General features: G+C 75.1%; 10 protein-coding genes. 7 read left to right on the top strand and 3 right to left on the bottom strand.

The features are described from left to right. Positions 1 to 28 precede the first annotated feature (28 nt). Positions 29 to 1,558: an MFS transporter gene (locus K7640_RS12810; RefSeq protein ID WP_255608768.1), complete on the bottom strand. Its 1,530-nt coding sequence runs from the start codon at positions 1,556 to 1,558 to the stop codon at positions 29 to 31. A 165-nt stretch (positions 1,559 to 1,723) separates the two neighbouring features. Between K7640_RS12810 and K7640_RS12805 the strand changes: the two genes are divergently transcribed. The 4 genes from K7640_RS12805 (at position 1,724) to K7640_RS12790 (ending at position 6,268) form a co-directional block, all read left to right on the top strand. Next, positions 1,724 to 2,317 carry a TetR/AcrR family transcriptional regulator gene (locus K7640_RS12805; protein WP_222954993.1) on the top strand — a complete coding sequence of 198 codons (594 nt, stop codon included), beginning with the start codon at positions 1,724 to 1,726 and terminating at the stop codon, positions 2,315 to 2,317. Between the two features lie 113 nt (positions 2,318 to 2,430). Then, positions 2,431 to 2,910, top strand: coding sequence for a hypothetical protein (locus tag K7640_RS12800; RefSeq protein ID WP_222954992.1), 480 nt, complete (start codon positions 2,431 to 2,433; stop codon positions 2,908 to 2,910). 130 nt (positions 2,911 to 3,040) lie between these two features. Further along, positions 3,041 to 5,755: a hypothetical protein gene (locus tag K7640_RS12795; protein WP_222954991.1), complete on the top strand. Its 2,715-nt coding sequence runs from the start codon at positions 3,041 to 3,043 to the stop codon at positions 5,753 to 5,755. 33 nt (positions 5,756 to 5,788) lie between these two features. Next, the gene (locus K7640_RS12790; RefSeq protein ID WP_222954990.1) at positions 5,789 to 6,268 is read left to right on the top strand and encodes a hypothetical protein; all 480 of its coding nucleotides are present in this window, start codon (positions 5,789 to 5,791) and stop codon (positions 6,266 to 6,268) included. Positions 6,269 to 6,537: 269 nt separating this feature from the next. Here K7640_RS12790 and K7640_RS12785 read toward each other — a convergent pair whose 3' ends face one another. Continuing rightward, positions 6,538 to 7,128 carry a dihydrofolate reductase family protein gene (locus K7640_RS12785; RefSeq protein ID WP_222954989.1) on the bottom strand — a complete coding sequence of 197 codons (591 nt, stop codon included), beginning with the start codon at positions 7,126 to 7,128 and terminating at the stop codon, positions 6,538 to 6,540. Positions 7,129 to 7,202: 74 nt separating this feature from the next. Between K7640_RS12785 and K7640_RS12780 the strand changes: the two genes are divergently transcribed. After that, the gene (locus K7640_RS12780) at positions 7,203 to 7,712 is read left to right on the top strand and encodes a helix-turn-helix domain-containing protein (protein WP_222954988.1); all 510 of its coding nucleotides are present in this window, start codon (positions 7,203 to 7,205) and stop codon (positions 7,710 to 7,712) included. A 49-nt stretch (positions 7,713 to 7,761) separates the two neighbouring features. Here K7640_RS12780 and K7640_RS12775 read toward each other — a convergent pair whose 3' ends face one another. Next, a complete protein-coding gene (locus tag K7640_RS12775) occupies positions 7,762 to 9,168 on the bottom strand; it encodes an alkaline phosphatase PhoX (protein ID WP_222954987.1) in 1,407 nt (468 codons plus the stop codon). A gap of 204 nt (positions 9,169 to 9,372) precedes the next feature. Between K7640_RS12775 and K7640_RS12770 the strand changes: the two genes are divergently transcribed. After that, the gene (locus K7640_RS12770; protein ID WP_222954986.1) at positions 9,373 to 11,901 is read left to right on the top strand and encodes an FtsK/SpoIIIE domain-containing protein; all 2,529 of its coding nucleotides are present in this window, start codon (positions 9,373 to 9,375) and stop codon (positions 11,899 to 11,901) included. After that, the gene (locus K7640_RS12765) at positions 11,902 to 12,591 is read left to right on the top strand and encodes a hypothetical protein (RefSeq protein WP_222954985.1); all 690 of its coding nucleotides are present in this window, start codon (positions 11,902 to 11,904) and stop codon (positions 12,589 to 12,591) included.

Below are 12,591 nucleotides of genomic sequence, written 5' to 3'. Positions count from 1 at the left end.
TGTTAACAGCCGCCGGTAGCGGCGGGAGTCAGCGGGCCCCCACCGGCGCCAACTCGCCGGTGGGCTCCGCACCCCGGACGCGGCCGCCACCACCGCCACCATCCGGCGCCACGGCCGGCACGCCGGGTGCGGCCGGAGCGCCGGGCACGGCCCGTACGGCTGGTCCGGTGCGCCGGGCCCGGCGCCCGGACGGTACGGCCAGCGCGGCCAGTGCGGCGGCCAGCGAGATGCCGGTGAGCAGCAGGAAGCCCGCGGTGAAGCCGGCCTCCCGGGGCAGGCCGCTCGGCTGCGGGTTGGCGGTGATCACGGTGCTGGCCAGCGCCGCGCCGATCGCGCCGCCGATGGTGCGGATGTTGGCGTTCATGCCGGTCGCCGCGCCGGTCTGGCGGGCCGGCACGTTGGCCACGATCAGGTTCGCCATCGAGGCGAACGCCAGCCCGATGCCGAGCCCCACCAGGCCGCCGGCCAGGCCGACCTGCCAGCGGGTGTCGTGCGCGACGGTGAGCATCGCCGCGGCGGCCACGTTGAAGACCGCGCCGGTGCTCAGCTGTGCCTTGGCGCTGAACCGGGACTCCAGCCGCCCGGCCAGCAGGCCGGCCACGAACATGCCGACCAGCATCGGCAGCATCAGCAGCCCGGCCTGGGTGATGCTGGCGCCGAAGCCGTAGCCGGCGCTGGCCGGGATCTGCGCGAACTGCGGCAGGAAGGCGTAGACGGCGAACATCGAGGCGCCGTAGAGCAGCGCGACCAGGTTGGTGGTCCAGACCGCGGGCAGGCGCATCATCCGCAGGTCGATCAGTGGGTTCGCGGCGCGGGCCTCGACCGCCAGCCAGCCGGTCACCAGCACCACGGCCAGCATCAGCAGCCCGATGACCCGGCCGGAGCCCCAGCCCCAGGCGGTGCCCTTGCTGACCGGCAGCAGCAGCGCCACCAGCCAGCCGGAGAGCAGCACGGCGCTGGCCCAGTTGATCCGGCCCGGGGTGCGCACCGGCGAGCGGGGCACGAACCGGTGCGCGGCCAGCGCGGTCAGGCCGACCACGACCAGCGGGATCCAGAACAGCCACCGGTAGCCCAGGGTGGCCACGATCGGGCCGGCGAGCACGACGCCCAGCCCGCCGCCGACGGCCACGACCGCCGAGATCGACGCCACCGCCGAGCTCACCCGGGCGGCGGGAAACTCGTCGCGGATGATGCCGAACGACAGCGGGAAGACGGCGCCGCCGATGCCCTGGACCACCCGGGCGGCGATCAGCACGCCGACGCTCGGCGCGACGGCGGCCAGCAGGCAGCCCAGCGCGAGCGCGGCGAGCGAGACGACAAGCATCCGCTCCTTGCCGACCATGTCGCCGACCCGGCCGAGGATCGGCGTGAAGATCGACGCGGAGAGCAGGTACGCGGTCAGCACCCAGGTCACCGTGTTCGGCGTGGTGTGCAGGTCGTGCTGGATGGTGGGCAGCGCCGGGGTGATCAGCGACTGGAGCATCGAGAAGAAGCCGGCGCCGGCCGCGAGGACGAGGAACGTCATCCGGCGCGAGCCGCGCCGGAAGGTGTCGATCATGTGGGAGAACTCCCGTTCGGTACGGAATGGTGGCCGCTCGCGCGGAAGGGCGGCGATGGCGGCGCGGTGGGCCGGGGCCTCCGGAGTACGCTATCCGGAGGGGTGCCTCCACCAACGTAGTGGAGGGATCCCTCCGGTTGCAAGACGGAAGGAGTGACGCGCGTCATGCCCAGCGCTGACCAGTCGAACGAGGTCTTCGCGCGCCGCCCGAAGCGGGCCGACGCCCGGCGCAACTACGACGCGCTGATCGCCGCCGCCCGCGAGGTGTTCGGCGAGTCCGGCGCGGGCGCGTCGTTGGAGCAGATCGCCCGCCGGGCCGGGGTGGGCATCGGCACGCTCTACCGCAACTTCCCGCAGCGGCGGGACCTGTTCGAGGCCGTCTACGTGGAGGAGGTGCGCGCGCTCAGCGCCTCCGCCGCCGACCTGGCCGACCTCGCCCCGTGGGACGCCCTGGTCGGCTGGCTGCACCGGTTCGTCGCCTACGTCGGCACCAAGCGGGCGCTGGCCGAGGAGCTGGTGCACGACTCCGAGGTGTTCCGCAGCTGCCGCACCGAGATCTATGCCGCGGGCGAGCCGCTGCTGCGCCGCGCCCAGGCCGCCGGGGCGGCCCGGCCGGACGCCGAGTTCGGTGACGTGGTGCGGCTGATCAGCGGCATCACCGCGTACCAGTTCCCCGACCCGGCGCAGCGCGACCGGGTGCTGACCATCGCGCTGGACGGCCTGCGCCCGCCGCAGGTGTCATCCGGCGCTCCCGCCTGACGGCCGCGCCGGCCGCGCGGGTGGACCCGCTGTCGCCGACGCGTCGCGGTGTCGACCGACGAGCGGGCGCGTACGCCGGTTGCGGCTCGGCCGGCGACGCATACGGTGGCACCATGGCGTTGCCGTTCGTGGTCACCTTGCGCGGTTATGACATGGGCCAGGTCGAGGAGCTCTTTGCCCAGGTCGACGCGGCGCTGGCCGCCGACAGCGAGGTGCTGCGGGCCGCCGCGCGAGACGCGCTTCGGGCGGCCGACCTGCGCCGGCGGGTGCGCGGTTACGCCCCGCACGAGGTGGATGACGCGGTGGCGCAACGGCTGGCCGCACTCGCGTTCCCGGCCGGCTGGAACGGACCGGTGCCGCCGCGAGCGGCACCCGTCGCGCCGGTGGGGTTCGTCGTCACCGCCGGCGGATACGACATCCGCCAGGTCGACCGACTCTTCGCCCAGGCCGACGCGGCGCTGGCCGCCGACAGTCACGCGGTGCGGGTCGCCGCGCGGGACGCGCTGCGCACCACCGTCCTGCGCCGGCGGTTGCGGGGCTACGAGCGCCGCGCCGTGGCTGACGCGGTGGCCGAGCGACTACAGGCGCTCTGACCACCCGCCGGTGAGCAGGGGGCCCCGCTTAACACCCGGGTGTTAAGCGGGGCCCCTTCCTTACCTCCTGGCCCGGGGTTGCGGCGGGTGTCGACAATGGTGCGACACCCGGCGTGACCCGGAGGTGACCATGCGCGAACCCGCGACCCGGCCGCGGCCCACCCGGGAGCAGCTTCCGGCCGGCGGCGCGGAGCTGCTCTCCCTGCTGGCCCGGCTGCTGCGCCGGCCCCGCCGTGGCGATCGCCGGCTCCCGCTGCTCTGGCTGCTGCGGCCGGCGAACGAGAGCGCGGGCGAGGGCGCGGACGAGAGCGCGGGCAGCGGCGCGGTGGCCGCCCTGCTGCGCCGCTTCGTGGCCCGTGGGGCCGGGCGGCGGGTGCCACACGCGGTGCTGGACCTGACCGACCGCCCGCCGACCGACGACGTCGCGACGCTGCTGCGCGAACTGCACCGCCAGTTCTCCCTGGAGGCGTTCGGCGCGCCCCGGTTGCGGTTCCGGCACTATCCCCTCGCCGACTGGCTGATGCACCAGACCCTCGCCGTCGACGTGGGCACCACGGACAGCGGCCGGGCCACCCTGGTGCGCCGGCTGCGGGACTGGCGGGGCCGGCGTACCGGCGACGACCCCCAGGTGGACGGCGACTCCGGGCTCGGCGCCGCGCTGCAACTGCTGCTCTGGCTGCTGCGCCGGGCGGTGCCCAGCGTGGTGTTCCGGATCGCCGTCTCCGGCCGGGTGCCGGTGGTGGGCCGGCAGTACCGCTGGTTCATGCGCCAGCAGTACCTGGCGCCCCGGCAGTCGGTGACCTTCCTCGGCTTCGCCGAGCGGCTCACCGCCGGCTGGCGCGACGGCGAGCACCCCGCCCAGGTGCAGAAGCTGTTGCTGCACGCCTTCCTGGAGGATCTGCGGCTGGCCTACCGGCGGCGGTTCTGGCGACCGGGGGACTGGCGGCGCACCGCCTACCCGGTGCTGCTGCTCGACGGCGTACGCCCGGACAACGTCGGGGACACGCTGGTCCGGCTCTTCGGCGAGGTACGCAACGAGACCGGCCGCAACGACCCGCTGCTGGTGGTCGCCGTCGCCGTCGCCGCCGACCCGCCGCCCGAGCCGGCCGCGCCCCGGCCGGTGGGCCAGGCCGAGGAGGCGTACGAGGAGTGGGCGGAGGCGCTGCCGGAGAACCGCCGGCTGCGCCGCCCCGGCGCCTGGCTGCTGGTGCTCCGGGCGGACGGTGACGACGTCGCTGTCCCGGTCGGCGTCACCCCGCCGGCCCTGGTCGCGCCGGACCCGCCGTGGTGGGCGCGGCGCTTCCTGCCGGCGGCGGTGGCCCTGGTGCTGGTCGCCGGGGTGGCGGTGTGGGCGCACGGCCGGTGGGCGCCGGACTGCCGTCCCTGGCCGGCGGACCGGGTCAGCGTGCGGCTGGTGGGCGGGGAGTGCGTCGGCTACAGCGACACCGCCCGGCAGGTCTTCAACAGCGAACCCGGCCAGGACCGGTTGCGCGCGGTGCAGCGGCGCATCTTCGCCCAGAACCGGGCCGCCGAGGAGGTGTGGCGGCGCAGCGAGCACCGACGCCCGTACCTGACCCTGGTCTATCTCGGCAGCCTCACCGGCAACCGGACCCGCACCGACGAGGAGTCGTACGTCTCCGAGCGGGAGGAACTGGAGGGCATGGCGACCGCCCAGTACGCGCTGCTCAAGGAGTCGGCGGCGGCGGACGACGCGGCGCTGCTGCACATCGTGGTGGCCAACGCCGGCCGGCAGATGCGGCACGCCGAGGACGCGGTGCGGATGCTGGAGGGGCTGGCCCGCGACGACCCCACCGTGCTCGGCGTGGTCGGGCTGGTGGACAGCCGCACCAGCACGGCGGCGGCGCTGCGCGAACTCAACCGGGTCGGCCTGCCGGTGCTCGCGCCCACCCTGTCGGCCGACCGGATGGACGCCAACTCCAGCCTCTATCTGGCCATGTCGGCGCCCAACCGGGAGCAGGCCCGGATGGTCGAGGCGTACGCCCGGCAGGTGCTGCGGGTGCGGGAGGCGCACGTCTACTGGACCACCGGCGAGGGCAGCTCGCTGACCGACGACCTCTACGTCGCCACCCTGGTCGACGGCCTGCGGGAGCGGTTCGGCGACCGGCTCACCCGGCTCGACGAGTGGCGCAGCGGGCGGCGGCTGACCCAGGAGTGCGGCTGGTCCGGCATGCTCTTCTTCGCCGGGCGTTGGTCGGAGTTCGACGGGTTCCTGCGGGCGCTCAAGGAGTGCGGCGCGAATCCACCCCGGCACCTGGTCGCCGACGACTCGGTGAACCGCTACATGGCCAACCCGGGGCTGCGGGCCAGCGCGCCGGGCAACCTGCCGGTCACGTACGTGTCGAAGGCCGCGCTGGCCACCTGCGACGCGCTGCGGGCGGCGCAGGCCGGGCGCGACGACGCCCGCGGCAGCTTCCTCACCTGGATCGGCGCGGACGACCTGCTCGACCCGCCGCGCTGTCGCGCCGGGGCCGGCCCACCGGTCGGCGAGCGGGTGAGTCTCGCCTACGACGCCACCACGATGATGGTGCGCGCGTTGGAGAGCCTCGCCGCTCGGCTGCGGCACGCCGACACCGGCCGGCGCTGGGACCCGCGCGCGGTCAACCCGGCCGGGGTGCACGCCGAGGTGCTGCGGCAGAACGCCGCCGGCGGCTACCCGGGGGTCAGCGGACTGATCCGGTACGCCCCGGACTCCGGCGAGCCGGTCGCCAAACGGTTGGCCCTGCTCACGGTGGCGAAGGTGCCCGACGTGGCCGCCGCGCCGGTCGAGGTCTTCCACTGCGGGATGGCCGACAGCGGCCCCGACCCCGGCTGCCGCGCCGGATAGCGCCCTCGGCACAACGACGGAAGGATTGGCAGGATGACGGCTGGAGCATCGGCGCGCGACGGTGGGGAGCTGGACGGCTTCCACCTCGGACATCTCCTACCGGGCATCGGTGAGCTGGTGTCGGACTTCGCCACCGAGTGGGAGGACGTCAGCTTCGCCACCCGGGTCTGGGAGCGCCCGGTCGGGGACGGCTACCGGGTCGACCTGCGGGTGCACGTGCTGCGCGGGGAGCGTCTCGCCGACCTGGGCGAGCTGCGCGACTTCCTCGCCGAATACCACGAACGCGACGCCGCCGCCGGCGACCTTGCCGACTTTGCCCACCCCGACGGACCTAGGCTGATCGGCGCGACGGAAGCCCTCTGGCTCGCCGCCCCCGGCGTCGCGGTGGACGTGCTTGTCGATCCCGAGGCGGCCGACGCCGTCGCGCTGCGGTCGATCGCCCAAGGCGTGCGCGGGCCCGGCGCCGAGGTGGGGACCGCTCGCGGCCCGGTTTGGCCGGTCCCACCTCGCTGATCGTGAAGCGGCGGGTGGTCTTCGCCCGGTCTGGGTGGGGTGCGGTTGCGCCCTACCAACTTGATGTCGTAGCCGAATCATGCAGTCGCTGCGTCGGGCCCGATTGCGGCAATGGTGGGGGTCGGTGATTCCTTTGTGAGGTCAAGTTGGTAGCGGGCGGACGAGGTGCCGCCGGCGTCTCGTGCCTGCGGGCCGGGCCTCTCTCGGCCCGCGCGTCCGATGTGGCCCCCTCGGGGAGGAGCCGTCCCGGTCCGCGACCTGCCTCAGCATCAGCTCGCCCCGCTCGCGTCGCGGATGGCGTAGTGGTGCATCGTGACGCCCTGCGGAAACGACCGCTGCTCGATCAGGTCGAGCTCGATCGGCCGGTCGTAGTCGTCGAACAGCGGCCGGCCGAAGCCGAGGATCGTGGGATGGGTGAAGAGCAGCAGCTCGTCGAGGAGCCCCGCCCGGAGCAGCTGGGTGGCGAGCGTCGCGCCGCCGACACCGATGGTGCCGTCGGTCTCGGCGCGCAGGGCGGCGAGTTGCTCGATCGCGTCGTCCCCGCCGATGATCCGGGTGTGGTGGTCGGCGGTGTGGCGGGTGCGGGAGACGAGCACCTTGGGCGCGGCGGTCCAGATCTCGCCGTACTCGCGCATGAAGTCTGGCAGCGACGCGTCCTCGCGGGCCCGGGGCCAGAACTCCTCCATCGTCTCGTAGATGACCCGGCCCTGGACCATGGCCGCGAGCTCCCGCGCCCGCGCGTTGAACTCGCGGTGCAGTTCCTCGCCGATGCGCAGCCACTCGCCGGCGCCGTCGTCACCGGGCACCTGCTCGATCCGCAGGTCGAGGGAGACGTTCATCCAGTACAAGAAGCGACCCATCCGCTCCCCATCCCCTAGTGATTGCATTTCGCAACCACTATATTGATCGCGACATACCTGTCAAGGAGGGAAGCGTGGAACCACGGTCCGGGTGTCCGATCAACGCGGCCGTCGAGGTGCTCGGGGATCGCTGGTCGCTGCTGGTGCTCCGCGACGTCATCTTCGGCGACCGCCGCTACTTCCGGGCGCTGCTCACCGGGTCGATCGAGGGCATCGCCTCGAACATCCTCGCCGACCGTCTGGTGCGGCTCGTCGAGGCGGGGATCCTCACCCGGGGCGCCGCGGCCCGGGGGCAGCGCGCCCGCTACAGCCTCACCGAGGTGGGCATCCAGACCGTGCCGATCATCTACGCGCTCGGCAACTGGGGCCTCGACTGGCGGCCGGGCAGCGACGAACTCCGGAGCCGGCAGCGGTTCCTGCGCGACGCCGGTCCGGCGTTCGTCGAGGAGCTGATGGCCGAGCTGAGGGTGCGCCACCTGGACGCCCCACCGAAGCCGCACCCCGGCCCGGGACCCCTCGATCGGCTGAACGCCGTCTACGCCGCCGAGCGGGAACGCCGCGAGGCGGATCGTTCGGACGACTGAGGAGGTGGCCGGCGGCTCCCGTCGGGGAACCGCCGGCCGCCGCCGTTCGTCAGGGCTGCGCGTTGCTCGGCCGTCCCCACGGACCGGTGATCGCGAAGACGTAGCCGGGCGACTGGATGTTGGCGAACAGGATCTTCCCGTCCGCGCTGAACGTCGGGCCGGTGAACTCGCTGTCGTTGAGCTCGTTGCGGGCCAGCGGGTACGCCTTGCCCTGCTCGGTGATGCCGACCAGGTGGGACAGGCCCTCGCCGTCCTCGGCCAGGATCACCCCGCCGTACGGCGACACGGTGATGTTGTCCGGGCCGTCGTAGCCGCCCTCGGCGTCCGGGTCCGGGTTCACCCCGAAGATGGTCTTCAGCGTCACCGACTCGGTGCGCGGGTCGTAGAACCAGACCTGGCCGTCGTGCTCGTTGGCGCTGCCGTCGGCCCGCCGGGCGTAGCTGGCCACGAAGTACGCGCCACCGTCGCCCCACCAGGCGCCCTCCAGCTTGCGGCTGTTGGTCACCTGCTCCGGCGCGAACTGCTTGCGCACCGAGACGGTCTTCGCGTCCCGGTCCGGTACCGCCACCCAGCGCACCTTGTACCGGGTGCCCGGCGTGGTGGCCTCGGACAGGTCGCCGATGTGCCGGTCGCCCAGCCAGCAGCTCATCGCCTCGAGCGAGCCGGCGGTGTCGCCGTCCGGTCGGGTGGCGAGGGCCCGCAGGGCGCCCTTGCCGCCCCGGAAGCCGGCCGGCGGGGTCCAGCGGAAGTAGAGGCCGTTCGGGTTGCCCGCGTCCTCGGTCAGGTAGATCGCGTGGGTGTACGGGTCGACCGCCACCGCCTCGTGGGCGTACCGGCCGAGGAACTTCAGCGCCACCGGGTCGAGGTTCTGCTCCTGGTCGTGCGGGTCGACCTCGAAGACGTACCCGTGGTCCTTCAGATACCGGCCGCCGGCCCGCTGCTCGGTCTCCTCGCAGGTCAGCCAGGTGCCCCACGGGGTGATGCCACCGGCGCAGTTGTTGTGCGTGCCGGCCACGCTGACGTACTCGCGCAGCCGCCGGCCGGCGCCGTCCACCTCGATGGTGGTGGTGCCGCCCCGGGCACCCGGGTCGTAGGTCAGGCCGGGCAGCGGCGGCACGCCGAACGGCTCGCTGCCGCCGATCTCGTGGTTGTTGACGATCACCGAGCCGGTGGGGGACCGGAAGCAGCCGTTGCCGTCGGCGTCGCTCGGCGTCGGGTGGCCACTGTCCAGGGTGGTCACCCCGGCCTCGGCCACGATCGTGTACGAGAAGCCGGGCGGCAGCGCCAGCAGGCCCGCCGGGTCGGGGACGAGCGCGCCGTAGCCGACCGCGGGCCGGACGGCGGCCCGCGCGGCGGCGGGACCGGCGATGGCTTCCAGGCTGCCAGCCACCACGATGCCGAGGCCGCCGGCCGCGCCACCGCGCAGCACGTCCCGGCGGGAGAAAGAGGAGGTCACGTCGATGCCTTCCGGTTAACGATGCACTGAACCCGTGAGCAGGGAATCCGGGGCGGTGGAACGCGGCCGGCGCACCGGGTGACGCCCGGGCGAACAGTGGCCCAACGTCGGGTGCCGCCGGTGGCCGGTCGGCGTGGACTGTCCCGATCGATGCGCGTCCGTTAGGGTTCCGGAGTCGGTCGGCCGTGGGCGTTGGGGGCGGGATTGGGCAGGCTAGCGTCGGCGTACGGGCAGGCCGTCGCCGCTCACCGCCAGGCCGCGCAGCGGCTGGCCCGGGCCCGCCGGGCGCTCGCCGAGGCCGTCGCGTCGGCCGCCCCGGACACCGCCGACCTGGTCGCCGGCCTGGAGCGGCTCGGCGCCACGCTGACCGGCCCGGGGGCCGACGGCGGCCACCCGGCCGCCGGTCCCGTACCGGTGCGGATCGGCGCGGCGAGCACCCTCTCCGACGGCGGCTTTCCCGTGCTGGTGCCCCTCGGCGCCGGCCACCACCTGCTGGTCGACCGGGACGCCCGGGACGCCCGGGTCGGCGCGCTGCTGCGTACGGTGATCCTGCGGCTGCTCGCGGCGGCCCCGGCGGGTGCGGTCCGGGTCGCCGGCATCGACCCGGCCACCCTCGGCGCCACCTTCCTGCCGCTGCGTTCGCTCGTCGACGCGGGCGTGCTGGCCACCGCGGCCACCACCGACGCCGAGATCGCCGCGCTGCTCGACGACGCCGAGCGGCACGCCCGTACGGACCGGGCAGCCGGCGGTCCGGAGCCGGAACTGCTGCTGCTGGTCGTGGCGTCCGTGCCCGGCGCCCGCGAGCTGGCCCGGCTCACCGCCCTCACCCACGCCGGTGCCGCGGCGCCGGTCTGCGTGCTGCTTGCCGGCCTGTCGCCGGGCGGCGAGCGGGCCGCGCCGCGGGCCACCGCGCTGCGCCTCAACGAGCGGTACGCCCTGCTCGGCGACCCGCCCGGATTCACGTTCAGCGGCGACGGGCGGGGCCTGGCCGCGCCGGTGCAACTGGACGGGGAGCCCCAGCCGGGAACCGCCGCCGGGCTGGCCCGGCAGCTCGGCCCGGCGGCCCGCCGCGACGACGCGGTCGGCTTCGCCGAGCTGCTGCCCGCGCGACGCTGGGCGGAATCCGCCGCGGCCGGCCTGCGGACCGTGGTCGGCCGGGCCGGGCGGGACCCGGTGACCCTCGCCTTCGACGACGCCACCCCGCACTGGCTGGTCGGCGGCCGCACCGGCGCCGGCAAGACGGTGTTCCTGCTCAACGTCCTCTACGGACTGGCCGCCCGGTACGCCCCGACCGAGCTGCGGCTGCACCTGCTCGACTTCAAGGAGGGGGTCAGCTTCACCGAGTTCGTCCCCACCGACCGGGACCCGTCGTGGCTGCCGCACGCCCGCGCGGTCGGCATCGAGTCGGACCGGGAGTACGGCCTGGCGGTGCTGCGCGACCTGCGCCGGGAGCTGCACCGCCGGGCCGGGGTGTTCAAGCGGCACGGCGTCACGAAGCTCGCCGACCTGCCGGCGGACGCCGCGCTGCCCCGGGTGGTGGCGGTGGTCGACGAGTTCCAGGTGCTGCTCGCCGGCACCGACCAGGTGGCCCGGGCGGCCGTCGACCTGCTGGAGGAACTGGCCCGCAAGGGCCGCTCGTACGGCCTGCACCTGGTGCTGGCCAGCCAGAGCGCCACCGGCGTCGAGTCGCTCTACGGCCGGGCCGAGGCGATCTTCGGGCAGTTCCCGCTGCGGGTGGCGCTGCCCGGCGGTGGCGGGGTGCTCGACCCGCTGAACGACGCGGCGAGCCGGCTGGCCGTCGGCTCCGCCGTGGTCAACACCGCCGGCGGCGCGACCGGCGCGGACACCGTCGTGCGCTTCCCCGACCCGCACGCCGACGCCGCCGCGCTGGCCACCGCCCGGCACGAGCTGTGGCAGGCCCGCCCGGCCGGCTCGCCGCCGCCCGCGGTCTTCCGGGGGTACGCCGGCGCGTACCCGCAGGACAGCCCGGCGTTCGCCGCGCTGCGCCCGGTGGACGGCAGCCCGGCGGCCCTGGTCGGCCGGGTGGTCGACGTGGACGGCACCGCGGCCGGCTTCACCCTCGACCCGGTGCCCGGCCGGCACCTGGCCGTGGTCGGCACCGACCCCACCGGGGCCGAGGTGCTCTGGGCCGCGGTGTCCGGCCTGGCCCGGCAGCACGCCCCCGGCGGCGCCCGGTTCCTGCTGGCCGCGCTGACCGCCGAGCCGGTGGCCGACGAGCTGACCGAGGCGCTGACCGCCGCCGGTCATCCGGTCGAGCGGCTCGACGCCGCCGGCCTGCGCGACCGGCTCGCCGACCTGGCCGGGTCACCCCCGCCGGACGCCGGGTCGGTTCGGACCTACCTGGTGGTGTTCGGGATGGAGGCGGCGGCCGGCACCCTGGACCGGCCCGACGCGGACAGCTTCCGCTCCGGCCGGGAGGACCTGCGGACCGTGCTGCGCGACGGGCCGGCCCGCGGGGTGCACCTGCTCGGCTGGTGGCGGGGGTTGCGGCCGCTGGCCGACGACCTGGGCGGCGCCCACCAGCGCGACGACATCGCCTGCCTGGTGGCGCTGAACGTGCCCGGCGCCGACCTCGGCCTGCACCTCGGCGCGCACGACCTCGACTGGCGGCCCCGACCCAACCGGGCCCTGCTGGTGGACCGGCACGACCAGCGCACCGAGCTGATCGTGCCGTTCGTCCGCCCCGGACACGAGCGGGACGAGGAGCGCTAGGTGTCGAGCTTCGACGAGTACGCGGCGCTCGCCGCCCAACTGTCCGACCAGCTCCGCACGGGGGAGCGGGCGGCGGTCGAGGAGACCCGCCGGCTGCGCGGCCTGACCACGGTGGCCGACCAACTGGGCGAGCGGCTGGCCGCCCAGGCGCACCGCCTGGAACAGCTCGGCCGCGCCATCGGCGTGGCGGAGACCGGACCCGACGCCGGCACGCCCGCACCGGCAGCGGCTCCGCCGGCGCCGTCCCCGGTCGGTGCCGGGCCGGCACCGAGCGCCGACCCGGCCGCCGAGCTGACGGCGGTCCGGCAGCTCGCCGACGAGGCGGACCGGCACGTGCAGGCCACCGAGGCCATCGGCCGGCAACCGGCGCTGCTGCCGACGTGGTCGCCGGCGGCCCGGGCGCTGACCGTCTACTGTGCCTGCGCGCTCGCCGGGGCGACGCTGATGCTGGTGATGGTGCTCGCCTCCGGCATCGGCCTGATCGGCGGCTTCACCCTGGGCGCCTGGATCTGCGCCGGGCTGCCGGTCGTCTCGTTCGTCGCCGGCTACCTGGTGCTCGGCCGGTTCGGCAAGGCGCCGCTGATCGCCGGCCCGCCACCCCGGTACGTGCCGATGGGCTTCGTGATCTGCGTGCTGCTGGTGCCCTTCGTGTACTGCGCCTACCTGCTGCTGGTGCGGTTCCTCCGCTGA

Origin of the sequence: Micromonospora sp. PLK6-60 (assembly GCF_019890675.1) — a bacterium.
Taxonomy (GTDB): Bacteria; Actinomycetota; Actinomycetes; order Mycobacteriales; family Micromonosporaceae; genus Micromonospora.
This window is presented reverse-complemented; position numbering and strand designations above follow the sequence as displayed.

Bases quoted from the DNA above. Each gene is read 5' to 3' on its own strand.
- K7640_RS12785 (WP_222954989.1), bottom strand. From the start codon at position 7,128: ATGGGTCGCTTCTTGTACTGGATGAACGTCTCCCTCGACCTGCGGATC.
- K7640_RS12795 (WP_222954991.1), top strand. From the start codon at position 3,041: ATGCGCGAACCCGCGACCCGGCCGCGGCCCACCCGGGAGCAGCTTCCG.
- K7640_RS12805 (WP_222954993.1), top strand. From the start codon at position 1,724: ATGCCCAGCGCTGACCAGTCGAACGAGGTCTTCGCGCGCCGCCCGAAG.
- K7640_RS12790 (WP_222954990.1), top strand. From the start codon at position 5,789: ATGACGGCTGGAGCATCGGCGCGCGACGGTGGGGAGCTGGACGGCTTC.
- K7640_RS12810 (WP_255608768.1), bottom strand. From the start codon at position 1,558: ATGATCGACACCTTCCGGCGCGGCTCGCGCCGGATGACGTTCCTCGTC.
- K7640_RS12800 (WP_222954992.1), top strand. From the start codon at position 2,431: ATGGCGTTGCCGTTCGTGGTCACCTTGCGCGGTTATGACATGGGCCAG.